This window comes from Massilia sp. DD77, assembly GCF_036961685.1.
Lineage (GTDB): Bacteria > Pseudomonadota > Gammaproteobacteria > Burkholderiales > Burkholderiaceae_D > Telluria.
In genome coordinates, this window is sequence record NZ_JBAMDH010000011.1 from 40,659 (window position 1) to 67,451 (window position 26,793).

21 protein-coding genes are annotated in these 26,793 nt (G+C 66.4%); 7 read left to right on the forward strand and 14 right to left on the reverse strand.

Annotated elements, in window-relative coordinates:
• Positions 1-7 precede the first annotated feature (7 nt).
• The 3 genes from zwf to pgi form a co-directional block, all read right to left on the reverse strand.
• Positions 8-1,477, reverse strand: a complete 1,470-nt coding sequence (zwf, locus tag V7778_RS08170; RefSeq protein ID WP_335553639.1) for a glucose-6-phosphate dehydrogenase — start codon at positions 1,475-1,477, stop codon at positions 8-10.
• A gap of 621 nt (positions 1,478-2,098) precedes the next feature.
• Positions 2,099-2,995, reverse strand: coding sequence for an SMP-30/gluconolactonase/LRE family protein (locus V7778_RS08175; protein ID WP_335553641.1), 897 nt, complete (start codon positions 2,993-2,995; stop codon positions 2,099-2,101).
• Between the two features lie 27 nt (positions 2,996-3,022).
• Complete coding sequence (pgi, locus tag V7778_RS08180) at positions 3,023-4,666, reverse strand: glucose-6-phosphate isomerase (RefSeq protein WP_335553643.1); 1,644 nt, start codon at positions 4,664-4,666, stop codon at positions 3,023-3,025.
• 224 nt (positions 4,667-4,890) lie between these two features.
• On the opposite strand from pgi, the gene edd reads away from it, so the two are divergent.
• The 3 genes from edd to V7778_RS08195 are packed head-to-tail and all read left to right on the forward strand — an operon-like array spanning position 4,891 to position 7,986.
• The gene (gene edd, locus V7778_RS08185) at positions 4,891-6,810 is read left to right on the forward strand and encodes a phosphogluconate dehydratase (protein ID WP_335553646.1); all 1,920 of its coding nucleotides are present in this window, start codon (positions 4,891-4,893) and stop codon (positions 6,808-6,810) included.
• Positions 6,807-7,433 (forward strand): bifunctional 4-hydroxy-2-oxoglutarate aldolase/2-dehydro-3-deoxy-phosphogluconate aldolase, encoded by a 627-nt coding sequence (gene eda, locus V7778_RS08190; protein WP_335553649.1) that lies wholly within the window; start codon positions 6,807-6,809, stop codon positions 7,431-7,433. The genes edd and eda overlap by 4 nt, the downstream gene beginning before the upstream one ends.
• Before the next feature lie 10 nt (positions 7,434-7,443).
• Positions 7,444-7,986, forward strand: a complete 543-nt coding sequence (locus V7778_RS08195; RefSeq protein ID WP_335553653.1) for a Rhs element Vgr protein — start codon at positions 7,444-7,446, stop codon at positions 7,984-7,986.
• 10 nt (positions 7,987-7,996) lie between these two features.
• Here the strand turns inward: V7778_RS08195 and V7778_RS08200 are convergent, their stop codons facing one another.
• Complete coding sequence (locus tag V7778_RS08200; RefSeq protein ID WP_335553656.1) at positions 7,997-8,563, reverse strand: PEP-CTERM sorting domain-containing protein; 567 nt, start codon at positions 8,561-8,563, stop codon at positions 7,997-7,999.
• A 249-nt stretch (positions 8,564-8,812) separates the two neighbouring features.
• On the opposite strand from V7778_RS08200, the gene rpiA reads away from it, so the two are divergent.
• Complete coding sequence (gene rpiA, locus V7778_RS08205; protein WP_335553658.1) at positions 8,813-9,490, forward strand: ribose-5-phosphate isomerase RpiA; 678 nt, start codon at positions 8,813-8,815, stop codon at positions 9,488-9,490.
• A gap of 18 nt (positions 9,491-9,508) precedes the next feature.
• Positions 9,509-9,838 (forward strand): hypothetical protein, encoded by a 330-nt coding sequence (locus V7778_RS08210; RefSeq protein ID WP_335553661.1) that lies wholly within the window; start codon positions 9,509-9,511, stop codon positions 9,836-9,838.
• 97 nt (positions 9,839-9,935) lie between these two features.
• Here V7778_RS08210 and V7778_RS08215 read toward each other — a convergent pair whose 3' ends face one another.
• A complete protein-coding gene (locus tag V7778_RS08215; RefSeq protein WP_335553664.1) occupies positions 9,936-10,208 on the reverse strand; it encodes an oxidative damage protection protein in 273 nt (90 codons plus the stop codon).
• Positions 10,209-10,259: 51 nt separating this feature from the next.
• The gene (argA, locus tag V7778_RS08220) at positions 10,260-11,573 is read right to left on the reverse strand and encodes an amino-acid N-acetyltransferase (RefSeq protein WP_335553667.1); all 1,314 of its coding nucleotides are present in this window, start codon (positions 11,571-11,573) and stop codon (positions 10,260-10,262) included.
• A gap of 55 nt (positions 11,574-11,628) precedes the next feature.
• Between argA and hrpA the strand changes: the two genes are divergently transcribed.
• Positions 11,629-15,720 carry an ATP-dependent RNA helicase HrpA gene (hrpA, locus tag V7778_RS08225; RefSeq protein WP_335553669.1) on the forward strand — a complete coding sequence of 1,364 codons (4,092 nt, stop codon included), beginning with the start codon at positions 11,629-11,631 and terminating at the stop codon, positions 15,718-15,720.
• A 169-nt stretch (positions 15,721-15,889) separates the two neighbouring features.
• Here the strand turns inward: hrpA and V7778_RS08230 are convergent, their stop codons facing one another.
• The gene (locus V7778_RS08230; protein ID WP_335553675.1) at positions 15,890-16,561 is read right to left on the reverse strand and encodes a PRC-barrel domain-containing protein; all 672 of its coding nucleotides are present in this window, start codon (positions 16,559-16,561) and stop codon (positions 15,890-15,892) included.
• Positions 16,562-16,970: 409 nt separating this feature from the next.
• Positions 16,971-17,948 (reverse strand): Bug family tripartite tricarboxylate transporter substrate binding protein, encoded by a 978-nt coding sequence (locus V7778_RS08235; protein ID WP_335553678.1) that lies wholly within the window; start codon positions 17,946-17,948, stop codon positions 16,971-16,973.
• 283 nt (positions 17,949-18,231) lie between these two features.
• Here V7778_RS08235 and cysS point away from each other — a divergent pair, with 283 nt between their 5' ends.
• On the forward strand, positions 18,232-19,623 hold the full coding sequence (gene cysS / locus V7778_RS08240; RefSeq protein ID WP_335553681.1) for a cysteine--tRNA ligase: 1,392 nt from the start codon (positions 18,232-18,234) through the stop codon (positions 19,621-19,623).
• A 64-nt stretch (positions 19,624-19,687) separates the two neighbouring features.
• Here cysS and V7778_RS08245 read toward each other — a convergent pair whose 3' ends face one another.
• Genes V7778_RS08245 through V7778_RS08270 form a run of 6 tightly spaced genes read right to left on the reverse strand, consistent with a single transcriptional unit; the run spans position 19,688 to position 26,747 of the window.
• A complete protein-coding gene (locus V7778_RS08245) occupies positions 19,688-21,415 on the reverse strand; it encodes an MFS transporter (protein ID WP_335553684.1) in 1,728 nt (575 codons plus the stop codon).
• A gap of 26 nt (positions 21,416-21,441) precedes the next feature.
• A complete protein-coding gene (locus tag V7778_RS08250; RefSeq protein ID WP_335553686.1) occupies positions 21,442-22,527 on the reverse strand; it encodes an N-acetylglucosamine-6-phosphate deacetylase in 1,086 nt (361 codons plus the stop codon).
• Positions 22,528-23,295, reverse strand: coding sequence for a DeoR family transcriptional regulator (locus tag V7778_RS08255; protein ID WP_335553689.1), 768 nt, complete (start codon positions 23,293-23,295; stop codon positions 22,528-22,530).
• A gap of 35 nt (positions 23,296-23,330) precedes the next feature.
• Entirely contained in the window at positions 23,331-24,656 is a 1,326-nt protein-coding gene (locus V7778_RS08260) for a D-tagatose-bisphosphate aldolase, class II, non-catalytic subunit (protein WP_335553692.1), read from the reverse strand.
• Positions 24,653-25,624, reverse strand: a complete 972-nt coding sequence (locus V7778_RS08265; protein WP_335553695.1) for an ROK family protein — start codon at positions 25,622-25,624, stop codon at positions 24,653-24,655. Before V7778_RS08265 ends, V7778_RS08260 begins: the two co-directional genes overlap by 4 nt.
• On the reverse strand, positions 25,611-26,747 hold the full coding sequence (locus V7778_RS08270) for an SIS domain-containing protein (protein ID WP_335553697.1): 1,137 nt from the start codon (positions 26,745-26,747) through the stop codon (positions 25,611-25,613). The genes V7778_RS08265 and V7778_RS08270 overlap by 14 nt, the downstream gene beginning before the upstream one ends.
• Positions 26,748-26,793 lie beyond the last annotated feature (46 nt).

Below are 26,793 nucleotides of genomic sequence, written 5' to 3' on the forward strand. Positions count from 1 at the left end.
ATGGACCTCAGTCTTCGGGCAGGACTTCTTCGCGCCACTGCAGGCCGTCGCGGCCGATCAGGGCGCTCGAGGCGGCGGGGCCCCAGGTGCCGGAGGTGTAGGGCGCCGGCGCGCTGTCGTCTTCTTCCCAGTGGTCCAGGATGGGCTCAACCCATTCCCAGGCCGCTTCCAGCTCGTCGCCGCGCATGAACAGGGTCAGCTGGCCGCGCAGCACGTCGAGCAGCAGGCGCTCGTAGGCTTCCATGCGCGGGCTGGTGAACTGCTCGCGGAAGTCGAGTTCGAGCTCGGCCTGCTTCAGGCGCATCGAGTCGCCCGGGGTCTTGGCCATCAGGTTCATCGACAGGCCTTCGTCCGGCTGCAGGCGGATCACCAGGCTGTTGGGCTGGAAGCTCGAGGTCGGCTGGTTGAAGATCGAATGCGGAATCTGCTTGAAGCGCACCACGATCTCGGCCAGGCGGTCGGCCATGCGCTTGCCGGTACGTAGGTAGAAGGGCACGCCGGCCCAGCGCCAGGTATCGATCTCGGCCTTCATGGCCACGAAAGTCTCGGTGCGCGACTGCTTGGGCGCCTCCGGCTCGTCGCGGTAGCCCGGCACGGCCTGGCCGTCGATATGGCCGGCGCGGTACTGGCCGCGCACGATGTTCTGGGCAAGTGTGGTCGGCGTGAAGCGCTTGAGCGAGCGCAGCACCTGCAGCTTGGCGTCGCGCACGGCGTCCGGCGCGATCGAGGTCGGCGGCTCCATGGCCACGATGCACAGCAGCTGCAGCAGGTGGTTCTGCAGCATGTCGCGCAGCGCGCCCGAGGTGTCGTAGTAGCCCAGGCGGTTGCCGACGCCGATCTTCTCGGCGATGGTGATCTGCACGTCGGAGATCCATTCGCGGCGCCACAGCGGCTCGAACAGGATGTTTCCGAAGCGCAGGGCCAGCAGGTTCTGCACCGTTTCCTTGCCCAGGTAGTGGTCGATCCGGTAGATCTGCGATTCGGCGAACACCTTGCCGACGTCGAGGTTGATCTGCTTGGCCGAGGCCAGGTCGCGGCCCAGCGGTTTTTCCAGCACCACGCGCGAGTTCGGCGTGGCCAGGCTGGTGGCGGCCAGGTTGTCGCAGATGGTGGCGAACAGGTGGGGCGGGGTGGCCAGGTAGTAGACGCGGGTGAGGGAATCGTCCTTGCGCAGGGCCTCGACCAGCGGGCCGTAGGTGGACACGTCGGTGGCGTTCAGGGCCACGTAGGTGATGCGCTTGAGGAAGCGCGCCCAGTTCTCCTGGCTCGGGGCTTCCTTGATATGCGGTTTCGAGTTCTCTTCGACGAATTGCAGGAAGGCGTCCTGGGCCATGTCGTCGCGGCCGACGCAGATGATGCGGGCGCTGCCTGGGAGGTCATTGCAGACATCGCGCGCGTACATCGCGGGGAGCAGCTTGCGCATCGCAAGGTCGCCGCTGCCGCCAAAGAAAACGAGATCGAAATCGGAAAGGGCCATGGTCGGAGTCTGTGCAAAAAGATGGGGGAAAGCGTAATGTAAATTTACTACACAAATATTCGATTTGCAAGAAAATTTACTACGAAACCGCTATGGGAGGATGGCGAATGATGGTGCCATAAGTGAGAAGGGAGGGGCGCGGCGAAGGGACAGAGACCGCTCGCGCATTGATAGCGCTACACGAATCATGAGCCCTAAAACCGTCATCCCGGCGAAGGCCGGGATCCAAGTTTGTATGCAGGCCCCTTGCGTTTGACGTTCACGGCTACGCACAGAACTTGGATCCCGGCCTGCGCCCACTGCTGTCCGGGATAATTTCACCTAGCTGAAAATCGTCATCCCCGCGAAGGCGGGGACCCAAGTTTGCGTGAGTAGCCACAACAAACGTTAACAGTCTGCAACGAACTTGGGTTCCCGCCTTCGCGGGAATGACGAGCTAACGGTTAAAATTTGCTCCTGGCAGCACAAATATTGCTAATTCTGCTACAAACCCTCTGCAAAGGCAGAGGTATCGCTTATCCCGGACAGCAGTGGGCCTGCGCCGGGATGACGGTCTTAAGGATGGTGGCGGGGAGAGGCGATACGAGCTGTCCGAGCGCTATTCCAGCGCCGTTCCGGAGCTCAGCCGCGATACTCCGGCTCCTCGCGCCCCGCCACATCCACCCGCGTGCACAGCACCTTTCCGCTCAGCGGATACTCCGCCAGCTCCTGCGCCGACCGCCCATGGCTGGCCGTGGTGATATACATGGTCCGCAGATCCACCCCGCCAAACGCGATCGAGGTCGGGCAGCGCGCCGGGACGATGATCTCGCGCAGGATCTCGCCCGAGGGCGAAATGCGCAGCACGCGTCCGCCTTCGAACATGGCCACCCAGTAGGCGCCTTCGCTGTCGACCGTCGCCCCATCCGGGCGCCCGCCATAGCCCGGCGCCGACTTGTCGGTCGGGAAGGTGAGCAAGGTGCGCTGCTTGCTCTGGGTCCCGGTCGCCAGGTCGTAGTCGTAGCAATCGATGCGGTGCGTCGTCGTATCGGCATGGAACATCGTGCGCCCGTCCAGGCTCCAGGCCAGGCCGTTCGAGTTGGTCATGCCGCCGGACCAGGCGCGGCGCAGCTGGCCATGGTCGAGCACGTACATCTCGGCGGCCGGCTGGTCGCGCGGTTCGTACATGGTGCCGATCCAGAAGCGGCCTGCGGGGTCCACGCGGCCGTCGTTGAAGCGCACCTTCGACACGTCGTAGGGCGCGTCCGCGATCGGCGTCTCGGAGCCGTCCGTGGTATTCAGGTGCAGCAGCCCGCGGCGCGTGGCCACGACCAGGTTGTTGTCGCCGTCGATCGCCAGCGCCGACGGTTCCGAGCCCATCTTCCAGGATGAATACTTGCCGCTCGCCGGATGCACGCGATGGACGCTCAATCCATTGATGTCGACCCAGTACAGGGCCGACTCGACCTCGTGCCAGATCGCCGATTCGCCCACGAGCATGGGCGTGTCGTGGAGCACGTCGAATTTTTCCGTTGCCATGTTCTTCGCTTTTAATAAGTTAGGCGCTCAGACGGCGGCCCGGGCGCGTGCGATCAGGCCATTGGTCGAACCGTCATGCTGGGCCGGCTGCGGCTCGCCCGCCAGTTCGGCTTCGATCTTCTTGGCGAGTACCTTACCCAGTTCAACGCCCCACTGGTCGAAACTGTTGACATCCCAGATCACGCCCTGCACGAAGGTCTTGTGCTCGTAGAGCGCGATCAGTGCGCCCAGGGTGGATGGGGTCAGGCGCTCCATCAGGATGGTGTTGCTCGGGCGGTTGCCCGGGAAGGTCTTGTGCGGCACCAGGCGCTCGACTTCCTCCGCAGGCAGGCCCTGCTGCTGCAGGTCGGCGCGCACCTCCTCGGCGGTCTTGCCTTTCATGAAGGCTTCCGACTGGGCGAAGCAGTTGGCCAGCAGGGCGGTGTGGTGATGTTCCATCTCGTGCGCCGGGCGCAGGGCGGCGATGAAGTCGATCGGGGTCAGGTCGGTACCTTGGTGCAGCAGCTGGAAATAGGCGTGCTGGCCGTTGGTGCCGCATTCGCCCCAGATCGCCGGGCAGGTGGCGGTGTCGACCGGCTCGCCGTCGCGGGTGACGCGCTTGCCGTTGCTTTCCATGTCGAGCTGCTGCAGGTAGGCCGGGAAGCGGTTCAGGTCCTGGTGGTAGGGCGCGATGCTCACCGACGGGCAGCCCAGGAACTGGCGATTCCAGAAGCCCACCAGGGCCAGGATCGCCGGCATGTTCTGTTCGAGCGGGGCAGTGCGGAAGTGCTGGTCCATCGCATGCGCGCCGGCCAGGAAGTCGCGGAAGTAGCCGAAGCCGACCGCCAGCGCCACCGGCAGGCCGATCGCCGACCACACCGAATAGCGGCCGCCGACCCAGTCCCAGAACGGGAACATGTTGGCCGGGTCGATGCCGAAGGTCTTGATGGCCTCGGTATTTGTCGACACCGCCACGAAGTGTTTGGCCAGCGCTTCTTCGGTGGCATGGGTCAGGAACCAGCTGCGCGCGGTCTGCGCGTTCATCATGGTCTCGGCCGTGGTGAAGGTCTTGGAGGCGACGATGAACAGGGTGGTTTCCGGATCGACCTGGCCGAGGGCCGCATCCATGTCGTGGCCATCGACGTTCGACACGAAGTGCATGCGCAGGCGCGGGTGGGCGTAGTGGCGCAGGGCCAGCACGACCATCTTGGGGCCCAGGTCCGAGCCGCCGATGCCGATGTTGACGATGTCGGTGATCGGCTTGCCGGTGTGGCCCTTCCATTCGCCGCTGCGCACGGCGTCGCTGAAGGTCTTGATGCGGCCGAGCACGGCGTGCACGTCGGCCGGAACGTCCTGGCCGTCGACCGTCAACGCGGCGTCGCGCGGGGCGCGCAGGGCGGTGTGCAGGACCGCGCGATTCTCGGTATTGTTGATGCGTTCGCCCGCGAACATGGCGTCGCGGCGCGCCTCCACGCCGCGCTCTTTCGCCAGCTGGACCAGCAGTTCAAGCGTGCGCCCGTCGAGGCGATTTTTTGAATAGTCTAGGAACAGGTCCGCAGCCTCGACCGACAGGCGCTCGAAGCGCTGCGGGTCGGCCGCGAACAGCTCGCGCATCTGCCACAGTTCGGCATCTTCTGCATGTTGATCGAGGGCTTGGAAGGCGGCGGTGCTGGTCAGGGGAGGCTGGCGCATGGGATCGAGGTGCGTGGCACTATTGTCATGATAGATAGGCGAATAATACAGGGAAGCGCTCGTAAATTCACTACATAAAAGTTCGTGCGCGTTCTCTCATTGTCTCCGCGGTCCGGCAATCGGACCGATCAGGTCACCCCGTCAAAAGGGGTAAAGGCGGGTGGCAAGCGCATGGCATGATTCTGTAGTAAAATTTCAGGTACAAAATTTTGGAAGGAACGAACATGGCGCTCCACCCTGTAGTTGAACAGGTTACCAATCGCATCATCCAGCGCAGCAAGTCGTCGCGCGCGGCCTACCTGGCGCACCTCGAAGCCGCGCGCGTGCAGGGCGTGCAGCGCGGTTCGCTGTCGTGCACCAACCTGGCGCACGGCTTCGCCGCCTTCCCGGCCAACGACAAGCTCAAGCTGCGCGAATACAAGCAGCCCTCGGTGGCGATCGTCTCGTCCTACAACGACATGCTGTCGGCGCACCAGCCTTTCGAGTATTTCCCGAAAGTGATCAAGGAAGCCGTGCGCGAAGTCGGCGCCGTGGCCCAGTTCGCCAGCGGCGTGCCGGCCATGTGCGACGGCGTGACCCAGGGCCAGCCGGGCATGGAACTGTCGCTGTTCTCGCGCGACGCCATCGCCATGGCCACCGCCGTGGGCATGTCGCACAATATGTTCGACGCCGCCCTCTACCTGGGCATCTGCGACAAGATCGTGCCGGGCCTGCTCATCGGCGCGCTGCACTTCGGCCATATCCCGGGCATCTTCGTGCCGGGCGGTCCGATGACCACCGGTATCTCGAACAAGGAAAAGGCAGCCATCCGCCAGCGCTACGCGAAGGGTGAGGCCACCCGCGAGGAGCTGCTGGAAGGCGAATCCGCCTCCTATCACGGCGCCGGCACCTGTACCTTCTACGGCACCGCCAACAGCAACCAGATGCTGATGGAAATGATGGGCCTGCACATGCCGGGCGCCGCCTTCATCACCCCGGGCACCCCGCTGCGCGACGCGCTCACCGCGGCCGCATCACAGCACGCGGTGGCGATCTCCCAGCAGGGTGGCAACTACATGCCGATCGGCCGCATCGTCGACGAGAAGAGCATCGTCAACGCCATCGTCGCGCTGCACGCGACCGGCGGCTCGACCAACCACACCCTGCACATCATCGCGATCGCGCGCGCCGCCGGCATCGTGGTCGACTGGAACGACTTCGACGAGCTGTCGAAGGTGGTGCCTTCGCTCACCCGCATCTATCCGAACGGCGAAGCCGACGTGAACCACTTCCAGGCCGCCGGCGGCCCGGGCTTCGTGATCCGCGAACTGCTCGACGCCGGCCTGGCGCACGAGGACGTCAACACCATCCTGGGCCATGGCCTGCGCGCCCATTGCAAAGAGCCCTTCCTGGGCGAGGACGGCAAGGCCGTCTGGCGCGACCTGCCGCAGAACAGCGGCGACGAAGCCGTGCTGCGCCCGGCCTCCAACCCGTTCAGCAACAACGGCGGCATGGTGCTGGTGCAGGGCAACCTGGGCCGCGCGGTGATGAAGATCTCGGCGGTCAAGGCCGAGTACCACGTGGTCGAGGCCCCGGCCCTGACCTTCGACTCGCAGGACGATTTCATGCACGCCTACCAGGCGGGCAAGCTGAACCGCGACTTCGTGGCCGTGATCCGCTTCCAGGGCCCGCGCGCCAACGGCATGCCGGAACTGCACGCGCTGACCCCGGCGCTGGCGAACCTGCAGGACGCCGGCTTCCACGTGGCGATGGTGACCGACGGCCGCATGTCGGGCGCGTCCGGCAAGGTGCCGGCGGCGATCCACGTCTCACCCGAGATCCTGGCCGGCGGCCCGCTGGGCCTGGTGCGCGACGGCGACATGATCCGCGTCGACGCCACCGCCGGCACGCTCGACGCCCTGGTGCCGAGCGACGTCTGGGCCGCGCGCAAGATGGCGCATGCCGACCTGTCGAAGAGCCACATCGGCATGGGCCGCGAGCTGTTCGCCGTGTTCCGCAACGCCATCAGCGCGGCGGAAGAGGGCGCGGCCACCTTCCCGCTGCCCTCGCCGATTCCCACCACCGTACCCCTGCATGAAGGCGTCGACGCCGGCGAGATCATGCCGGGTTCCGACGAAGACTTTCTCTTTAGGACGCAGAAATGACCTTACTTGACATCATGCGCTCGGCGAGCGTCATCCCGGTGATCGCCATCGACGATCCGGACCACGCCGTACCCCTGGCCAAGGCGCTGGTCGCCGGCGGCATCCGCGTGCTCGAAGTGACCTTGCGCACCCAGCACGGCCTGAAGGCGATCCGCGACATGAGCGCGGTCGAAGGCGCTATCGTCGGCGTCGGCACCCTGACCCAGCCGGAAGAATTCGCCGCCGCGCGCGACGCCGGCGCCGTGTTCGGCGTGTCGCCGGGCCTGACCCCGGCCTTGATCGAGGCGGCCAGGACCAGCGGCCTGCCGCTGCTGCCGGGTGTGATGACGCCTTCGGAAGTGATGGCGGCGCGCGAGGCGGGCTTCCGCCAGCTCAAGCTGTTCCCGGCGGTGCCAGCGGGCGGCGTGGGCATGCTGAATGCGATCGGCGGCCCACTGCCGGACATCACCTTCTGCCCGACCGGCGGCATCTCGATCGAGACGGCGCCCAAGTTCCTGGCCTGCAAGAACGTGGCCTGCGTGGGCGGTTCCTGGCTGACCCCGAAGGACTTGATGAACGCCGGCCAGTGGGACCAGATCACCGAATTGGCCAAGGCGGCCGCGGCACTGCGTCCGCAGCAGTAAGCGGATCCGCATGCCGACGCTCGCGCGCCCGCTGAGCGCGGGCGAGATCGAGATGGCGTCGCTGCTGTTCCGCAACGCCATCGACTACCGCCGGGTGCGCGTGCACAACCGGCGGTATTTGCCGTTCCAGCCCAGGAACTGCTGCATGACGCCGAACGGCAGCCTGTACTTCCACCACTCCTGCTTTCTTCCCGACTACACGCGCGGCGATCCGGGCGCGATCCACTGGTTCATGCACGAGATGGTGCATGTGTGGCAGCACCAGCTGGGCTATCCGGTGCGGCTGCGCGGGGCCTTCCGGATCGGGCTGTCCTACGACTACACCCTGCGCGAAGGCGCGAGCCTGGCGGACTACAACATGGAAGCGCAGGGCGATTTGCTGGCGGATTACTTCGTGCTGAAGCACCTAGGCAAGCCGGAGGCGATGCGCCAGCACCAGTATCGCGCCAGCCTGGGACTGTATGAAAAGGTGTTGGCCTTGTTCCTGGCCGATCCGTCGAGCCGGGCGAGCCTGCATCGCGGCACGCTGCGCCGGCTCCTACGCTGGAACTGACTGGCGTCGATCAGCGGCGCTTGCGGCGCAGGGCGCCAAGGCCGGCGAGGCCCAGGCCCAGCAGCGCGACGCTGCCCGGTTCCGGCACCTGGGTAGCCGCGATGTTTTCGAAGGTGTAGGTCGCCGTCGAGTACATGGCATTGAAACCGAAGCGGATGTTGCCTTCACCCGGGGTGATGCTGGTCAGGGCGTTGCCGAACGGCGCAACGATCGAGAAATCCGTCAGTTCCATGGCCGACACCGGAGCGCCGTTGAAGCTGAGGTCCAGGAGGAAGCGGTTGTCGTAGCTGCTGATATTGCCATAGCTGCCGGCGTCCGTCTTGACGATGACGCCGGTGTCGAACACGTCGACGCTGACGGTCCAGACCTGGCCAAAGACATCGGTGCTCTGGCCGGTGAACTCGACGCCGCTGCCGACGGTCTGCGGCACGGAGAAGCTGATCGCCGAAGTTGCGTCGATGGCGGTGAAGTTCATGGTCACCTGATTGCCGATATAGCCGGCACTGGCGGCGCTTGAGACGAGGGCGGCGCCGATGCCGGCGATGGTGGTCAGGATAGAGCGTGCTGCGAATTTCATGGTCTGCCTTTAAGAAATGTTTCTAGTCTCAAAGCAATTAGGATGCCAGATAGAAATTTTCCAATGCAAACAATACCTTGGGGCGAAATGCTGAGCTAGCTCAATACGCCAATGTAAAGTTTTTCGACATTAACAATTATTTCTGCTTGGAAATTCGTCTGCTGCACTCGTTGGCGCGTGGGTGGTTTTGCACGGAATGCGATACGAATCCTTTAAAATGGCGGATTCTTCTTCTACCAACAGAGCATCATGACTCAAGACGAACTCAAGCAGGCAGTGGCGCGCGCCGCCATCGATTACGTGGTCGACGGCGAAATCATCGGCGTCGGCACTGGCTCGACCGCCAACTTCTTCATCGACGAACTGGCCAAGATCAAGGACCGCATCAAGGGCACCGTGGCCTCGTCGGAAGGCACCGCGGCGCGCCTGCGCGGCCACGGCATTCCCGTGTTCGACATGAACGAGGTCGAGTCCATCGCCGTCTACATCGACGGCGCGGACGAGATCGACGCGGCCGGTGCGATGATCAAGGGTGGCGGCGCGGCACTGACCCGCGAGAAGATCGTGGCCTCGATTTCTCAGAAGTTCGTCTGCATCGCCGACGGCTCGAAGCTGGTCGAGACCATGGGCAAGTTCCCGCTGCCGGTCGAAGTCATCCCGATGGCGCGCGCGGCCGTGATGCGCAAGCTGGCAGCCCTGGGCGGCCAGCCGCGCCTGCGCACCAAGGCGGGCAGCGACGACGCCTTCATTACCGACAATGGCGGCGAGATCATCGACGTGGCCGGCCTGGCGATCACCGATCCGGTGGCGCTGGAGAACCAGATCAACCAGATCGTCGGCGTGATCGCTGTCGGCCTGTTCGCGCAGCGCGGCGCCGATGTCTGCCTGCTGGGCATGGCGGAAGGCGTCAAGACCCTGTCGTTCTAAACGCAACGAGGACTGTCCATGAAACGCGCGCTGCTGCTGGTGGCCGTCCTGCTGGGCGGTTGTTCCATGTTCAAGAGCAAGATGGAGACGCCGGCGCCGGTGGCCGCCGCGACACCGGCGGCGCCGCAGCTGGTCGACGCGAACGGCGCGCCGATCGAGCGGGTGCCGTTCCGTACTGGCGTTTCTTCCGCGACGGTCGAGAAGCTGGCGCGCGAGCAGGGGTGTACGAGCGGGCAGGGTGCCGGGCTCGTGACGGAGGCGGGGCCGATCGAGGTGTACCGGATGCGCTGCGAGGATGGGAAGGTGTTCATGGCGCGGTGTGAGTTGCGCCAGTGCAGGAAGATGTGAGCCCTTAGTTGCTTCGGCAGCGTTACAAGTTTGCTGAAAAACTTGGGTCCCCGCGAAGGCGGGGACCCAAGTCCCTTAACCTGCCGCTAACTGAGGCTTATGCCGTCGGCGGCACGTAACCCACCGCCTGATCCGCGCCTTCACCAAAGAAATGACGCTCCATCTGCGTCGCCAGGTACTTGCGCGCGCGGTCGTCCGCCAGGTTCAGGCGATTCTCGTTGATCAGCATGGTCTGGTGCTTCAGCCACGCCTGCCAGGCTTCCTTCGAAACGGACTGGTAGAGCTTCTTGCCCATTTCGCCAGGAACCGGCGGGAAATCCAGCCCTTCGGCTTCCTTGTTCAGTTTGATGCAGTGGACGGTGCGGGCCATCGTGTACTCCTGTGTTCGAAGATGTGATTCAGAGACGGTGTCAAACCGCCATTATAAAGACTTGATCAGAACCTGTGACCGGCGCTGCCAGTTATACATGTGCTGGCGGTCCTTCGGCAGGTCGTCCACGGTGGCCGGCACGAAGCCGCGCTTCTTGAACCAGTGCGAGGTGCGGGTGGTCAGCACGAACAGCTTGTTCAGACCGGCCGAACGGGCGCGGTTTTCCATGTGCTTGAGGATGCGCTCGCCATCGCCCTGGGTCTGGGCGTCCGGGCTCACGGTCAGGCAGGCCATCTCGCCCATTTTCGATTCCGGGAACGGGTACAGGGCGGCGCAGCCGAAGATCACGCCGTCGTGGTCGATCACCGAGAACTGGTCGATCTCGCGCTCGATCAGCTCGCGGCCGCGGTAGACCAGGGTGCCGTCGGCTTCCAGCGGCTCGATCAGCTTGATAATTCCGCCGACGTCCTCAATTGTGGCCTGGCGCAGGCTTTCCAGGTTCTCGTGGCTGACCATGGTGCCCACGCCGTCGTGGGTGAAGACCTCGAGCAGGGCCGAGCCGTCGGTCGAGAAGGGCACGATGTGGGCGCGGTCGACGCCGCTGTTGCAGGCCTTGATCGCATGCTGCAGGTAGAAGGCCGCGTCGGCCGGCAGGAAGCCCGCCTGCAGCACCGCTTCGGCCTGGTGCGAGGACAGTTCGCGCAGCTCGGCGTCGCCGGCATCCTTCATCATCGGGGTTTCGGTGATGTAGATCAGCTTGTCGGCGTGCAGGGCGATCGCGGCCGCGGCGGCGACGTCCTCCATCGTCAGGTTGAAGATCTCGCCGGTGGGCGAGAAACCCAGCGGCGACAGCAGCACCAGGCTGTCCTCGGTCTGCAGGATCGGGTGGATCTTTTCGGCGTGGATCTTGCGGGTCACGCCGGTCAGTTCGAAATCGGTGCCGTCGATCACGCCGAGCGGGCGGGCGACCACGAAGTTGCCCGAGACGATACTGATCTGGGCGTGCGACATCGGGGTGTTCGGCAAACCCTGGCTGAAGGCGGCTTCGATATCCAGGCGCAATTCGCCGGCGGCTTCCTTCGCGCATTCGAGCGCGGCGCTGTCGGTAATCCGGATACCGTTGTGGAAACGGCCTTCGACATTGCGCAGCGCGAGCTGTTCGGCGACCTGGGGCCGCGAGCCGTGCACCAGCACGATGCGGATGCCGAGCCCGACCAGCAGCGACAAATCCTGCGCCAGCACCGGCAGGGCGCCGGAGGCGACCAGTTCACCGGGGAAGGCGACCACGAAGGTCTTGCCGCCAAAGGCATGAATATACGGCGCGACTGAGCGCAGCCACTGGACGAATTGGGTAGGGTTTTCCATTTGCCGCATTATAATTCGCTGCGCGATGTGCGCACCAAATACCTTGTAAAAATCAATGTCTGAACAGAGTAACAAGCCTCCGCCGCAGCCGGCGCGCGCCGCATCCCCGAACCAAGCATCCGAACAGCGTCCGCGCCGTGCGGAGGGCGAGCGCCGCGCGCCGCCGGCACGCGACGGCAAGCGAGAGCAGCCCGGCGCCGCCGCGCCGCGCGCGGAGCGTCCGCCACGCCCGCCGCGCGAGGAAGTTCCGCGCAATCCTCTGCCACCGATTACCTTCCCCGAAGATCTGCCGGTCTCAGGCCGGCGCGCCGAGATCGCGAAGGCCATCAGCGAGAACCAGGTGGTGATCGTCTCGGGCGAAACCGGCTCGGGTAAAACCACCCAGCTGCCCAAGATCTGCCTGGCCCTGGGCCGCGGCGAGAAGGGCCTGATCGGCCACACCCAGCCGCGCCGGATCGCGGCGTCGTCGACCGCCAAGCGCATCGCCCAGGAACTCGGTTCACCGTTGGGCGAGCACGTGGGCTACAAGGTCCGCTTCAACGACACCCTGCACAAGGGCGCCTCGGTCAAGCTGATGACCGACGGTATCCTGCTGGCGGAAACGCAGACCGACCCGCTGCTCAAGGCCTACGACACGATCATCATCGACGAAGCGCACGAGCGCAGCCTGAACATCGACTTCCTGCTCGGCTACCTGAAGCAGCTGCTGCCGCGCCGTCCGGACCTCAAGATCATCATCACCTCGGCGACCATCGACGCCGACCGCTTCGCGCGCCACTTCGGCACGCCCGAGAAGCCTGCGCCGGTCATCGAGGTCTCGGGCCGCCTGTACAAGGTCGAAGTGCGCTACCGCCCGGTGGACCGCGACCCGGTCGGATCGAGCACCAAGCCGGGCGAGCCGCCGCCGAAGGCGCAGGCTGCCCGCGGGTTGGCAAGAGACAAGCGCGACCTGATGGACGCCGTCGTAGATGGCGTCGATGAACTGTGCCGCATCGGTTCGGGCGACGTGCTGGTCTTCCTGCCGGGCGAGCGCGAAATCCGCGACTGCGCCGAGGCGCTGCGCAAGCACCATCCGCCGCACGTCGAGATCCTGCCGCTGTTCGCGCGCCTGTCGGTCGAGGAGCAGGACCGCGTGTTCCGCACCACCAACGCGCGCCGCATCGTGCTGGCCACCAACGTGGCCGAGACCTCGCTGACGGTGCCGGGCATCCGCTACGTGGTCGATACCGGCCTGGCGCGCGTGAAGCGCTACAGCTTCCGCAACAAGGTGGAACAGCTGCAGATCGAGCCGGTCGCCCAGTCGGCGGCCAACCAGCGCGCCGGCCGTTGCGGCCGCGTGGCCGACGGCGTCTGCATCCGCCTCTATGAAGAGGACGATTACAACAAGCGTCCCAAGTTCAGCGATCCGGAGATTTTGCGATCCTCGCTGGCCTCGGTCATCCTGCGCATGAAATCCCTGCGCCTGGCCGACGTCGAGACTTTCCCCTTCATTGAGGCGCCGCAAGGGCGCGCCATCGCCGACGGCTACCAGCTGCTGCAAGAGATCGGCGCGGTCGACGACACCAACGAGCTGACCCCGTTGGGCCGCAAGCTGGCCAAGCTGCCGCTCGACCCGCGCGTGGGCCGCATGATCCTGGCCGCGCTGGACAACCAGTGCCTGAGCGAGATGCTGATCGTCGCCTCGGCGCTGTCGACGCAGGATCCGCGCGACCGCCCGATCGAATACCAGCAGCAGGCCGACGAGAAGCACAAGAAATTCGCCGACGAGAAGTCCGAGTTCCTCAGCTACCTCAAGATCTGGAAGTGGTTCGAGGAAGCGATCGAGCACAAGAAAACCAACCGCCAGCTGCAAGACAACTGCCGCGCCAATTTCCTGTCGCAGTTGCGCCTGCGCGAGTGGCGCGACGTGCATTCGCAGCTGCTCACCATCGTGCGCGAGCAGGGCTGGCGCCTGAACGAATCCCCGGCGACCTACGAGCAGCTGCACCTGGCGCTGCTGACCGGCCTGCTGGGCAACATCGGCTTCAAGGCCGAGGACGAGCAGGGCGGCGTGTACCTGGGCGCGCGCGGCATCAAGTTCCACATCTGGCCGGGTTCCACCCTGGGCAAGAAGGCCGGACGCTGGATCATGGCGGCGGAGCTGGTCGAGACCACACGCCTGTACGCGCGCACCATCGCCCAGATCCAGCCCGAGTGGATCGAGAAGATCGGCGGCCACCTGCTCAAGAAATCCTGGGGCGAGCCGCGCTGGGAAAAACGCCAGGCGCAAGTCACGGCGCTGGAACGCGCGACCCTGTACGGCATCGTCGTCTACAGCAACCGCCGCATCAACTACAGCCAGCACAACCCATTGGAGGCGCGCGAGATCTTCATCCGCGACGCCCTGGTCGCGGGCGACTACGAAACCCGCCTGGCGTTCTACGCCCACAACCACAAGCTGGTGAAGGAGATCGAGAACCTCGAGCACAAGTCGCGCCGCCAGGACGTGCTGGTGGACGACCAGCTGATCCACGCTTTCTACGACAAGGAAATCCCGGCCACGGTCGTGAACGGCGCGGGCTTCGAGAAGTGGTACAAGGACGCGGCCCGCGACAATCCCAAGCTCTTGTTCCTGAACCGCGAAGAGCTGATGCGCCACGAGGCGGCCGGCGTCACCACCGAGCTGTTCCCCAAGATGATGACCGTCACCGGCATCGAGATGGGACTGAGCTACCACTTCGAGCCGGGCAGCGTGCGCGACGGCGTGACACTGGCGGTGCCGCTGTTCGCGCTGAACCAGATTCCGCAGGAGCGTGCTGCCTGGCTGGTGCCGGGCATGCTCAAGGAAAAAGTGCACCTGCTGCTGAAATCCCTGCCGCAGAAGCTGCGCCGCCATTGCGTGCCGCTGCCGGAATATGCGGCCAAGTTCGTCGACCGCATCGACGTGGCGGGCAGCTTCGGCCGGGGCGACCTGATCGACGTCCTGATCGCGGACATCCACGCCCAGACCGGGGTGCGGGTGCTGACCACGGACTTCAAGCTCGAGACCCTGCCGGCCCACCTGTTCATGAATTTCAAGGTGATCGACGAGCATGGCCGCCAGCTGGACGTGGGGCGCAACCTGGCGACCCTGCAGGCCGAGCTGGGCGGACAGGCGCGCCAGAGCTTCCAGAAGCTGGCCGAGGCCAAGCCGGCCGCTCCGGCTGCGCCCGTACGCGCGCAGCAGCCCGCAGCGGCGCCGCCGCCGGCGGGCAAGGGGAAGGGCGCCCAGCCCGCCGCCGCGCCTGCGCCGGCGGCAGCGGGAGCAACCCCGGCCAGCCAGCACACCGGCATCACCAGCTGGAGCTTCGGTGAACTGCCCGAACTGCTGGAGATCAAGCAGGGCAAGCTGACACTGATTGGTTTCCCGGCGCTGGTGGACAAGGGCACGCACTGCGACCTGGAGGTCTTCGACGACCCGAACGTGGCGGCGCGCACCCACCGCGTCGGCCTGCGCCGCCTGTTCGCGCTGCAGTTCAAGGAGCAGCTCAAGTTCGCCGAGAAGAACATCCCCGGCCTGCAGCAGATGGGCATGCAGTTCATGAGCGTGGGCACCCAGGAAGACCTGCGCGACCAGATCGTGGCCAAGGCGATCGACATCGCCTGCCTGCAGGATCCGCTGCCGACTGACGCGGCTTCGTTCAACAAGCGCAAGGACGAGGGCAAGGGGCGTCTCGGCCTCCTGATCAACGAGGTCGCGCGCCTGGCCGGCCAGGTGCTGGCCGAATTTCACGGCATGCCGAAGCGCCTGCAAAGCCTGCCGCAGGCTGTGGCGGCCGACATCCAGGGGCAGTTGCAGGGACTGGTGCACAAGCGCTTCATCGCCGACAACGAGTATGCACAGCTGGCGCACTTCCCGCGCTACCTGAAGGCGATCAACGTCCGCATGGAGAAGCTGCGCACCAACGCCTCGCGCGACGCGCAGCTGATGGCGGAGTGGCAGAACGCGGCCAGCCAGTTCCAGCGCACGCTCAAGAACCAGGCGGGCAAGAACAACGATCCGCGCATGGTGGAGTTCAGGTGGATGCTGGAGGAGCTGCGGGTGTCGCTGTTCGCGCAGGAGCTGCGCACGCCGATGCCGGTGTCGGCGAAGAGGTTGCAGAAGGTGTGGGAGTCGATGATTCGGTAAGGCTGGGGCGGCTGTTCCTGGGCTGGTTGAACTTGGGTCCCCGCCTGCGCGGGGATGACGGGTTAAAGGTGCGGGCTAACGAGTCGCCTAAAGAAACTCACGCACCTCAATCAACGTCATCCCCGCGCAGGCGGGGACCCAAGTTTTACGCATACCACCACAGCCACACTCAGCCAATATTACTCCCCCGAATCCTGCTCAAATCCTTGTCATCCCCATCGTGCCCCGGCCGCGGATCCGCGCTACCCCCCGGGCCATACGACGCCGATCCCCCCGCACCGGTCCCCGCCGTGCCGCTGCCCAGGTCGCCACCGCCGGCAGACCCGGACCCCATGCTCGACCCCATCCCGCTGCCCATGCGCGACGACCCCGTGCCCGTGCTGGCGCCGCCGACCAGCCCGCCCACGGCCACGCCCGGCCCCATGCTGGGCGCACCCGGCTGGTTGACGTCGGTCCCGTAGAAGCTGTGGATGCCGCTGGCCCAGCTCATGTCGCTCATGTCGGGCCAGGCATCCCTGTCGAAGCCCGGCGCATGCTTGAGCTTCTCCTTCTCCACGTTCAGCACGAAGCGGTGGTTGGCGGTGTCCAGGTGCAGTGCCTGCCAGGGCACGGCGAACAGTTTCTCGCCCATACCCAGGAAGCCGCCGAAGGCCAGCACGGCGTAGGCCACCTGGCCGGTCTGCATGTCGAGCATGATTTCCTTGATGTCGCCAAGGTTTTCCTCGCTGGCATTGACGACGCTGTCGCCAATCAAGGTGTCGGCGCCCATCAGCGCCGGCCCGGGACCCGCATGGCGCGTGTCCTTGTACATCCCGTATTTGTCACGATCTGCGTAGCTCATTTCGTCCTCCCTGGTCCAATGACCTCTGCGGCAATGCCGTCGCTATCCAAGCAGGGTAGCGTGCAGCATTGCTGTAACAATCATATGGCTCAATGGAGGCAGGGCGCGCGCGTTAGTGACTGCTGAGTTGGTTCACTAAGCGAGTTAGCGCACAGAACAGGGCAAGCAGTATGGCTATTCTGCCAAGTAATGTTTCGGAGACTACAACAATGACGATCAACGCGCGTTGCAACTACGGCGGTTCGCTGGGCCAACTGATCCGCACCCGCTCTCTTTCTTCCCTCTTTGCCAAGTTGCGCTGGCTGCGCAGCCGCTGAATCCCCGGCGGATTGCCCGACAATGTGCACACGCAAACAAAAAACGGGATGGCCCTGAGGCCATCCCGTTCTCGTTTGAATCAGACTGAAGATCAGTCGACCGTCGCGCCGCTATCCTTCACGACCTTCGACCACTTGACCGATTCCGCCTGCACGAACTTGGAGAAGTTCGCCGGGGTGTCGCCCACGTATTCGGTGCCGGTATCGGCCAGCACCTTCTGGAAGTCGGCGCTCTTCATGACCTTCTGCGCTTCGGCATTGATCTTGGCGACGACCGGCGCCGGGGTCTTGGCCGGTGCGAACAGGCCGTACCAGGCGTAGGACTCGATCGCCGGCAGGCCGGCTTCAGCGAAGGTCGGCACGTCCGGCAGCAGCGGCGAACGCTTGGTGCCGGACTGGGCGATCGGCTTCACCTTGCCGCCCTTGATGTGCGGCATGATCGCGATGGTGCTGTCGAACATCATCGGCACGTGGCCGCCCAGCAGGTCCGAGATCGCCGGCGCCGAACCCTTGTACGGCACGTGGATCATGTCCAGCTTGGCGACGCTGGCGAACAGTTCGCCGGTCAGGTGCTGCGGGGTGCCGTTGCCCGACGAGGCGTACTGGAACTTGCCCTTCTGCGCCTGGATATGGGCCACCAGTTCCTTCAGGTTCTTGGCCGGCACGGAAGGGTGGGCCACCAGCACCAGCGGTGCGCGCAGCAGGTTGGTGACCGGGACCAGTTCCTTGATCGGGTCGAAGGCCATCTTCTTGTACAGGCTCGGATTGATGACGATCGGTGCGCTCGAGGTGATCAGGAGGGTGTGGCCATCCGGATTGGCGCGGGTAACCGCGGCCGTGCCGATGTTGCCGCCGCCGCCGGCACGGTTATCGATGACGAAGGTCTGGCCCAGGTTCTGGGTCAAGCCCTTGGCCAGCGGACGCGCCGCGATGTCCGACGGACCGCCCGGCGGCCACGGCACCACGACGGTGACGTTACCGGTAGGCCAGTTCTGGGCCAGGGCGCTGGCGGAGAGGACAGTGGCGGCGATGGCAAAGGCGAATTTGCCGTTGGTGGGGAAGAGACGCATATTCAAACCCTTTATTGGTTGTCCATTCGGTGGTTGTCGAGTCAATAACCGGCGCAACGATTCTACACCAAGGGCATACCGGGGCAATACCGTGTCATTGCGTATTGGCTGGCAGACACAGTCGTGCTAGACTGGAAATATGCAGATCAACATTTTCCACTTCGGAGCATGTCGCCGCCGGCCATAGGAGCCTGCTGCCAAGCATTTCTGCAACCACAGTTAGCACTTCTATCGGCCACAGCGAACTCGTTTCCCTGTGGCCTTTGTCTTTTCTGGAGCCGCGATGGACCTGATGCTGTACGACACCTACGAGCGCGCACTGCGCCCCTTCCACCCCCTGCAAGCGGGCCGGGCGGGACTGTACGCCTGCGGTCCTACGGTCTACGACTACGCCCACATCGGCAACCTGCGCACCTACCTGTTCGGCGACACCCTGCGCCGCGTGCTGGAGCTGAACGGCTACGCGGTCCGGCACATCATCAACATCACCGACGTCGGCCACCTGACCTCGGACGCCGACACCGGCGAAGACAAGATGGAAAAGGGCGCTCGCCGCACCGGCCGCTCGGCCTGGGACATCGCCGCCTATTACACCGCCGCCTTCCAGCAGGACATCGGGCTGCTCGGCATCCGCGCGCCGGCCATGTGGGCGCGCGCCACCGGCCACATTCCCGAGCAGATCGCCTTCATCGAGGAGATCGAGCGCCAGGGTTTCGCCTACCGTACCGGTGACGGCATCTACTTCGACACGGCGCGCCTGCCGGCCTACGGCCACCTGGCGCGCCTGAACATCGCCGGCCAGCGGGCTGGGCACCGGGTCGAGCTCGGCGACAAGCGTTCGCCGACCGACTTCGCCTTGTGGAAGTTCAGCACGGCAGGCGAGCAGCGCCAGATGGAATGGGACAGCCCCTGGGGCCGCGGCTTCCCGGGCTGGCACATCGAATGCTCGGCCATGTCGGCCAAGTACCTGGGCGCGCTGTTCGACATCCACATCGGCGGCGAGGACCACATCCCCGTGCACCACTCGAACGAGATCGCCCAGCACGAAGCCTGCCACGGCCACGCGCCGGCGCGCTACTGGCTGCACGGCGCCTTCCTGCAGCTGGAGAGCGGCGACAAGATGTCGAAGTCCGACGGCGGCTTCCTGCGCCTGGCGACCCTGGTGGAGCGGGGCTTCGAACCGCTGGCCTACCGCTACCTGGTGCTGACCGCCCACTACCGCTCGCCGCTGGCCTTCTCGTGGCCGGCGCTGCAGGCGGCGCAGACCGCGCTGAACCGGCTGCGCCAGGCGGTGCATGCGCTGCCGCAAGGAGGCGAGGCCGATTCCGCTTACCGCGAGGCGATGCTGGCGGAGCTGAACGACGACCTGAATACGCCGCGCGCGCTGGCGCTGGCGTGGGACGTCATGAAGTCTTCACTGGACGGCAAGGCGAAGCGGGCCACCATCGCCTGGCTGGACGAGGCGCTCGGGCTTGGGCTCGAAGCATGGCGTCCGGCCACCGTCGAGGTCCCGCAGGCGGTCAAGGACCTGATCGCCGCCCGCGCGCAGGCGCGCAGTGAAAAACGCTGGAAAGATGCCGACGCCCTGCGGCTGGCGATCGAAAAAGCGGGCTTCATCATGCGCGATACGCCGGACGGGCCGGTGGCCGAGCGGGCCAGCGTTATCGCGGAATGACTCCTGGCCGTTAGCTATAAGACCGTCGCCCCGGCGAAGGCCTCACTGCTAACATTAATGAATCCTAGGCCCGCGACGCCACTCGCGTGAAGTGCTGCTCGATCTCCTCCAGCGTCTTCCCCTTGGTCTCGGGCAGCAGGAAGGCCGCGGTCAGGAAGTACAGCACCGAGAAGCACGCCCCGAAGAAGAACACCGTCGAGTACCCGTAGTAGCCCACGGTCGGCAGGAACATGGCCGCGATCACGGTCGACACGAACTGGTTGATCAACAGCGCGATGCTCATGCCGTTCGAGCGGATCCGGGTCGGCATCAGTTCGGACAGCGCCAGCCATACGCACACCCCCGGTCCCACCGCGAAGCCGGCCACGAACAGGCAGATCGCCAGCGCCACCCGCCAGCCGTGGGCCTCGGACGGCACCGGGCCGAGCCAGGCGCGCTCGATGGTCAGCGGCGCATCCCTGGCGGCGGCCGGGTCGGCGAAGGGATTCAGGTGCCAGCGGCGCAGCGAGGCGCCGATGACGCTGTCCTCCTGCACCGTATCCTCGCGGCGCAGGGTCATGGCCGGCAGCAGCGGGTCGTCGCTGCGGCGCGATTGCACATTGGTGAAGGGGCCGTAGGCGTAGGCCACGGTCAGCTGCTGCGGCGCCGCGGTGGCATCGGCGCCGCCCAGGCCAGCAAGCTGCGCTCCATCCAGGCGCAGCGCGAGCTGGCCGTCCTTCACTTGCGCTTCCACCGCGGCGCGCACGTCGCGCTGGTTCGATTCCGCGCCGCGGAACAGCAGGCCGGCGGACACCAGGGCCAGCACGATGCAGCCGCTGCCCAGCATCAGGAGGAACTTGCGCCCTTTGCGGTCGACCAGGGCAACGGCCACCACGGTCATGACGGCGTTCAGCACCTTCAGGGCCACGTCCGCCGTGTTGGCGGTGGCGCCGGGCAGGCCGGCCTGGTTGAGGATGGTGACCACGTAGGCCAGGATGGAATTGATGCCGGTGGCCTGGGTCAGGGCCAGCACCAGGCAGGCCAGCAGGAAGGGCAGGACGTAACGGCGGCTGGCTAGCGAATCGCGTGCACCTGCAACTGGCGCCGCTGGCAGGTCGGCCTTGGCATGGCCGCGCAGGGCCAGCCATCGGGGCGACTCCTTCAGCGCCAAGCTGCCGAGGGTGAACACCAGGCCCGGCGCCAGGCAGATCCAGAAGATGGTGCGCCAGGCGTGGTCCTGGGCCGCGAACACGGCGGCGGCGCGCTCGGCCTGGGGCAGCGATGCGGCGGCCTGGGTGACGGCGTCGACGTTCTGTGCCTGGCTCAGGCCGATGACGGCCGCGCCCACCAGGCCAATGGTCAGCATCAGCTGGAACAGGGCGGCGCCGCGTCCGCGCTGGGCGGCGGGCAGCGATTCGGCCAGGTAGAGCGGCACCACGACCCCGATCAGGCCACCGCTGATCCCCTGCAGCAGGCGCCCCAGCAACAGCGGGGTGTAGCCGTCGGACAGCGAGATCATCGGGATACTGAGCGTGAACAGCGCGCCCGCCAGCACCATGCACCAGCGGCGTCCGACGGCGTCGGCCAGCGCGCCCGCGAACAGCGAGGACAGGACGGAGCCCAGCAGCACCGCCGCCACGATGAAGGACAGCTGCTGGGTGCTCAGCTTCCAGGCCACCGTGGCCGTCGATTCCAGGTAGGGCAGGGCGCCGGCGATGATGCCGACGTCGATCCCGTACAGCAGGCCGCCCATGCCGGCGATGAACAGCAGGTAGCGCTTGCCGCGCTCGCCTGTAGAGGTAACAGCGTCCATGGTGTCTCCGTAGTGGCTTGTTGTGGTCAGTTCAAATCGATCGCTTCGCCTTCGACGAAGACGGCCACCGGCCGCAATGCTTCGTTGAGCACCACGATGTCGGCCCAGGCGCCGGGCGCCAGGCGGCCGCGCAGTTGCTCGCCCAGGTAGTCGGCGGGGTAACGCGAGACACGGTGCGAGGCGTCGGCCAGGTCCAGGCCCAGGTCGACGAAGTTGCGCAGGGCCTGGTCCATGGTCAGCACGCTGCCGGCCAGCGTGCCGCCGGCCAGGCGCACGCAGCCCGCGCACTTGAACACGCGCTGGGTGCCGAGCGCGTACTCGCCGTCCGGCATGCCGGTGGCGGAGGTCGCGTCGGTGATGCCGTACAAGCGGGGAATCGCGCGCAGGGCGGCGCGCAGCGCACCCTGGCTGACGTGTTCCAGGTCGGGGATGATTTCCGCGTACTCCGCATGGGCCAGGGCGGCGCCGACGATGCCGGGCTCGCGGTGGTGCAAGCCGGTCATGCCGTTGTACAGGTGGGTAAAGCCGGCCGCGCCGGCGCGCAGCGCCGCCACGCCGTCCTCGAAACTGCCCGCGCTGTGGCCGACCTGTACCCGGATGCCGAGCGCGGCGAGTTCGGGGATCAGGGCCAGGTGGCCGTCGACTTCCGGCGCGATGGTCAGCACCCGGATCGGCGCGATGGCGTGCAGGCTTTGCACCAGTTCGAGGGTGGCGGGAATCACGTCCGGCGGCTGGGCGCCGAGGCGCTTCTGGCTCAGGAAAGGGCCTTCGAGGTGCACGCCCAGCATGCGCGCGCCGCCTTGCGGACGCTGCGCGATGACGCCGGCCAGGCCGCGCAGGGCGCGCCGGATGTCGAGCTCCTTGGCCGTCATGGTGGTGCCGAGCAGGGAGGTGGTGCCGTACCTGGCGTGGGTGCGCGCGATGATGGCGCCGGCGTCGCCGCCCTGCATGCTGTCGGCGCCGGCCGCGCCATGCACATGCAGGTCGACGAAGCCGGGGAGGATGGTGAGCCCGCTGGCGGCAGGTCCTTCGATGATCCGGTGGATGCAGTCGCCGAAGGCGATGCTGCCTGTGATCCAGCCTTCGGGAGTAAGGATTCTGCCGCTGAGCATTTATTCCGCGATGAGTAGTTCGATGCCCAGCTTTTGCAGCCCCTCGCGGTACTCAGGGCTGATGCTGGCATCGGTGATGACGGTATCGACCCGGTCCAGCTGCACGATGCGGTGCAGGCTGACGCGGCCGAACTTGGAGGCGTCGGTGAGCACGATGATCTTCTTCGCGCGCTCGACCATCTTGTGGTTCAGGCTGGCCTCGGCTTCGTGGTGGGTGGTGACCCCGAACTGCAGGTCGAAGCCGTCCACGCCCAGGAACAGCTTGTCGAAGTTATAGGCTTGCAGGGTGGCCTCGGCCTGGCTGCCCTGGATCGAGAGCGACTGCTTGCGCAGCAGGCCGCCGGTCAAAATCAAGTCCACGCCCGGCGACTCGGCCAGCTCCCAGGCGATGTTCAAGCCGTTCGTCATCACCGTCACGCTGTTGGCGTCGCGCAGGTGGCGCGCCAGCGAGATGGTCGTCGTGCCCGAGTCGATGATGATGTTGTCGCCTTCCTGCACCAGGGTGGCGGCCAGGGCGCCGATGCGTTCCTTCTGCTCCTGGTTGATCGCGTCCTTCTGGCGGATCGTGTGCTCCGGCGGCGGGGTGCGGGTAAGGGTGGCGCCGCCGTGGCTGCGCGTCGCCAGCCCCTGCGCCTCGAGCGCGCTCAGGTCGCTGCGGATGGTCACCGCCGACACGCCGTACTCCTGCACCAGCTCGGTCACCTGGACCGAGCCCTGGCGGGTCAGCAGTTGGAGGATGGCTTCGCGGCGTTGGGTGGTGTTTCGCATGGTGGCGGCTCGGGTCGACGGTAAAAACGCCGAGCTTAACAGATTGATACCGCGTTGTTGACCATGGGCGCGGCATTGCGGTTGCAGGCCCGCGCATACTGGGCCAGCACGCGGCCGATCTTGTGTTCCAGCAGTTCGCGGCTGCCGGTTCCCAGCTGGCCCTGCAGCACATCGAGGTATTGTTCGGGCAGGTGCTGGCTCAGGAGCGGCAGCGGGATCTCGACCGCGTCCAGGTTGGCGCACAGCTGCTCTACGGCCGCGGCCACCGGCGCCTCGCCCCAGTAGTAGCGGCAGCGGTCCGAGAGGCCATAGCGGCGCATCACGCGCTGCTCGTCGCTGCTGCCCGGGTAGTGCTTGCGCCAGTGTTCGGGCTTGGCCAGCATGACCTCGTCCAGCACCTGCATCAGGCGCGAGGATTGTTCCGGCGGCAGCAGCTCGTCCTCGATCTGGCACAAGGCCAGCAGGCCTTCGCGCAGGGCGAAGGTGGCGGCCGGGCCGACCTTGAGGATGGCGAAGTGGTCGCGCACCATCTCGTGCAGGCTGGACTCGCGCTGGTAATCGGTCGAATGCGCCTCGAAGACCAGGCCGGGCTGGCCGGCCACGAAGTCCGACAGCTTGGCCGCCTGGGCCGCGTCGTAATGCTGGATATGGCTGTGGTCGAAGTCCACGCCCGGCTGCACCACCATCGCGATCACGCGGCGCCAGGCCGCATGCAGGCCGGCGTCGAGGAAGGCGCGGCAATGCACCTCCAGGGTGCGCCCGGCCGCTTGCGGCGAGGTCGGGGCGCCTGCGTCGGCCAGGGCCGATTCGCCGCCCGGCACCGGCACTTCGGTGCCGATCACATAGACCGGAGGCGGGTGGCCGGCTTGTTGCGCGGCGGTCTCCGCCACCCTGGCCAGGCGCACGGCGCGCTCGGCGACGATGGCGTCGTCCAGGGTGGCCGGGTCGTCGGCGCAGCGCATGCTGCAATCCAGGTGGATCTTGTGGAAGCCGGCGGCGGCATAGGCCGCGACCAGGGTCTCGGCATGGAACATGGCTTCATCGGCTTTGCGGCCCTGCCAGGCGTTCGGGCCCAGGTGGTCGCCCCCCAGCACCAGGCGCTCGAGCGGGAAGCCGCGCTCCTGCGCCAGTTGCTGGACGTAGGCGCGGAACTGGGCCGGGTTCATGCCGGTATAGCCGCCGAACTGGTCGACCTGGTTCGAGGTCGCTTCGACCAGCAGCAGCGTATCGTGGCGCTGGGCCACGCGCATGGCCGCGCTGAGGACGATCGGGTGGCTGCAGCAGACGCTGTACAGTCCGACCGCTTCGCCGCGCCGGTGCGCCTTGATGACCTGCTGGATGGGAGAGAGGGCCTGGTTCATGGTGCGCTCGCGCTCGATTGTTGAAGGACCAGCAGTTGATAGGCCAGTAAAGCAGCTCCACGTGCGCCGCCGGCGTCGCCGAAGCGCGGCGGCAGGATCGGCGGCACCTGGGCGCCGGCGAACAGGTGGCGCTGGATGGCGCCGGGCAGCTGGTGGTACAGGTGGGGCAGCTGGGACAATCCGCCGCCCAGCACGATCGCATGCGGATCGAGCGCCAGCACCAGGCTGGAAAAAGCATGGGCCAGCAGGTCGAGGTGGGCGGCCAGGGTTTTGGCGGCGACCGCATCGCCCGCATTGGCGCGCGCCGCGATGATCATCGGCTCGGCGCCCTCGCCGCCGAAGTGGCGGTGCAGCATGCTCATGCCGGGGCCGGAGACATAACGTTCCATGCAGCCGGCGCGCCCGCAGGGGCAGGCGACCACCGGCAAGCCGTAGTGCGACAGCAGGTGGGCGGGCGCGGTCCAGTGGCCCCATTCGCCCGCCACGCCATTGAAGCCGCGCTGCAGGCGGCCTCCCGCGCAATAGCCGCCGCCGGCGCCGGTGCCGAGGATGGCGCCGAACATGGTCGGCAGGCCGTCGGCCGCGCCGCCCTGGGCTTCGGACAGCGCGAAGCACTGGCAGTCGTTGCCGATGGCGACCGGGCGCCCGAGCGCCTGTTCCAGCGCGGGGACGACCAGGCGCCCGTTCAGCGCCGGCACGTTGGAGCTCAGCTGGCGTCCGCTGGCCGCGTCGATCACGCCCGGCAGGCCGACGCCGACCGGAGCCGCAGTGCCCAGCGCGGCGCCGAGCGCCGCGTCGCCGCGCCGCACCAGGCCGGCGACGGCATCGATAAAGCGCTGGAAGTCGTGGCCGGGCGTGGCGACCCGTTCGCGGAAGACTTCGCGCATGGCGCCATCGAAGGCGACCAGCTCGATCTTGCTGCCGCCGATGTCGATGCCGTGCACGCCGGGCAGGTCAGGATTCGTCATGGCGGTAGATGGTGACGCCCTTGACGACACGGTTGACCGTGCCGCTGGCGAAGGGGTTATCGGGACGCAGCTGCAGCCCGGCCGACAGGTGCAGGGCATACTGCTGGGCGACCAGCAGCCACAGGGGCGCCAGCCAGGCATCAGGAAGCTCCGGGGTATCGATGTCCAGGTCGCCGCCCGGTCCCACCGTGAGGATGCGCTGCGCGATGCCGTCGCGGCGCAGTTCGTCCACCAGGTCCGCTTCATAGCGGCGCGACAGCGCGCGGCTGCTGTTGAAGACGATGACCAGGGCTTCGCTGTTCAGCACCGACTTGGGACCGTGACGGAAGCCCAGCGGGGTGTTCGCCATCGCGGGCACGCGTCCGCCGGTGAGTTCGAGCAGCTTGAGCGCGCTCTCCTTGGCCAGGCCTTCCAGCGGCCCGCTGCCCAGGTAGACGACGCGCTGCGCGCCGGTGCCGGCGAGGGCGGCGACCGGCGCCTCCCAGGCCTGCAGGGCGGCTTGCGCCAGCTGGGCCAGTCCGGCGATGCGGCAGGCGTCGTTTTCCTTGCCGAGGACGGCCAGCGCGGCCAGCAGCATGCAGGTGAAGCTGCTGGTCATGGCGAAACCGCGGTCGCAGCTGGCGGGCGGCATCAGAAGGTTGAAGGTGTCCGGGTCGCCCGCGCTGTCGCGCGCCAGGCGGCCTTCGGGGTTGCAGGTGATGTTCAGCAGGCGCGCGCCCGGCACCAGCTCGCGCACCAGGTTGACGGCGGCCAGGCTCTCCGGACTGTCGCCGCTGCGGGCGAAGGAAACCAGCAGGGTCGGGGCGCCGGCATCGAGGTAGAGCTCCGGGTGGGTGAGCAGGGTGGTGGTGGCGAGGGCGCGCACCTGGGCCGGCCACAGGGCGTTCAGTTCGTCGGCGACGATTTCACCGACATAGGCGGAGCTGCCGGCGCCGGTGAGGATGACCCGTTGCAGCGGGTTCGACAGGCAGCCGCCCAGGAAGGCCTCGACGCGTGGGCGCTCGGTGCGCAGGCTGGTGGCCAGTTCGCTCCAGAGGGCCGGCTGCTGGGCGATTTCCTCGGCGGTGTGCAAGCCGCCGATGTCGCGCCACGCTTGTTGGCTTCGCTGCAGAAGAGTAGTCATCGAAAGAAATGTATAAAGTTTTCAGTGCGATCAATCTTAAACAGAA

Bases quoted from the DNA above. Each gene is read 5' to 3' on its own strand.
- V7778_RS08175 (WP_335553641.1), bottom strand. From the start codon at position 2,995: ATGGCAACGGAAAAATTCGACGTGCTCCACGACACGCCCATGCTCGTG.
- argA (WP_335553667.1), bottom strand. From the start codon at position 11,573: ATGGAAAACCCTACCCAATTCGTCCAGTGGCTGCGCTCAGTCGCGCCG.
- V7778_RS08210 (WP_335553661.1), top strand. From the start codon at position 9,509: ATGAAACGCGCGCTGCTGCTGGTGGCCGTCCTGCTGGGCGGTTGTTCC.
- V7778_RS08260 (WP_335553692.1), bottom strand. From the start codon at position 24,656: ATGAACCAGGCCCTCTCTCCCATCCAGCAGGTCATCAAGGCGCACCGG.
- pgi (WP_335553643.1), bottom strand. From the start codon at position 4,666: ATGCGCCAGCCTCCCCTGACCAGCACCGCCGCCTTCCAAGCCCTCGAT.
- V7778_RS08255 (WP_335553689.1), bottom strand. From the start codon at position 23,295: ATGCGAAACACCACCCAACGCCGCGAAGCCATCCTCCAACTGCTGACC.
- V7778_RS08235 (WP_335553678.1), bottom strand. From the start codon at position 17,948: ATGCGTCTCTTCCCCACCAACGGCAAATTCGCCTTTGCCATCGCCGCC.
- V7778_RS08195 (WP_335553653.1), top strand. From the start codon at position 7,444: ATGCCGACGCTCGCGCGCCCGCTGAGCGCGGGCGAGATCGAGATGGCG.
- eda (WP_335553649.1), top strand. From the start codon at position 6,807: ATGACCTTACTTGACATCATGCGCTCGGCGAGCGTCATCCCGGTGATC.
- V7778_RS08250 (WP_335553686.1), bottom strand. From the start codon at position 22,527: ATGCTCAGCGGCAGAATCCTTACTCCCGAAGGCTGGATCACAGGCAGC.
- V7778_RS08265 (WP_335553695.1), bottom strand. From the start codon at position 25,624: ATGACGAATCCTGACCTGCCCGGCGTGCACGGCATCGACATCGGCGGC.
- edd (WP_335553646.1), top strand. From the start codon at position 4,891: ATGGCGCTCCACCCTGTAGTTGAACAGGTTACCAATCGCATCATCCAG.
- V7778_RS08200 (WP_335553656.1), bottom strand. From the start codon at position 8,563: ATGAAATTCGCAGCACGCTCTATCCTGACCACCATCGCCGGCATCGGC.
- hrpA (WP_335553669.1), top strand. From the start codon at position 11,629: ATGTCTGAACAGAGTAACAAGCCTCCGCCGCAGCCGGCGCGCGCCGCA.
- V7778_RS08245 (WP_335553684.1), bottom strand. From the start codon at position 21,415: ATGGACGCTGTTACCTCTACAGGCGAGCGCGGCAAGCGCTACCTGCTG.
- V7778_RS08270 (WP_335553697.1), bottom strand. From the start codon at position 26,747: ATGACTACTCTTCTGCAGCGAAGCCAACAAGCGTGGCGCGACATCGGC.
- cysS (WP_335553681.1), top strand. From the start codon at position 18,232: ATGGACCTGATGCTGTACGACACCTACGAGCGCGCACTGCGCCCCTTC.
- zwf (WP_335553639.1), bottom strand. From the start codon at position 1,477: ATGGCCCTTTCCGATTTCGATCTCGTTTTCTTTGGCGGCAGCGGCGAC.
- V7778_RS08215 (WP_335553664.1), bottom strand. From the start codon at position 10,208: ATGGCCCGCACCGTCCACTGCATCAAACTGAACAAGGAAGCCGAAGGG.
- V7778_RS08230 (WP_335553675.1), bottom strand. From the start codon at position 16,561: ATGAGCTACGCAGATCGTGACAAATACGGGATGTACAAGGACACGCGC.
- rpiA (WP_335553658.1), top strand. From the start codon at position 8,813: ATGACTCAAGACGAACTCAAGCAGGCAGTGGCGCGCGCCGCCATCGAT.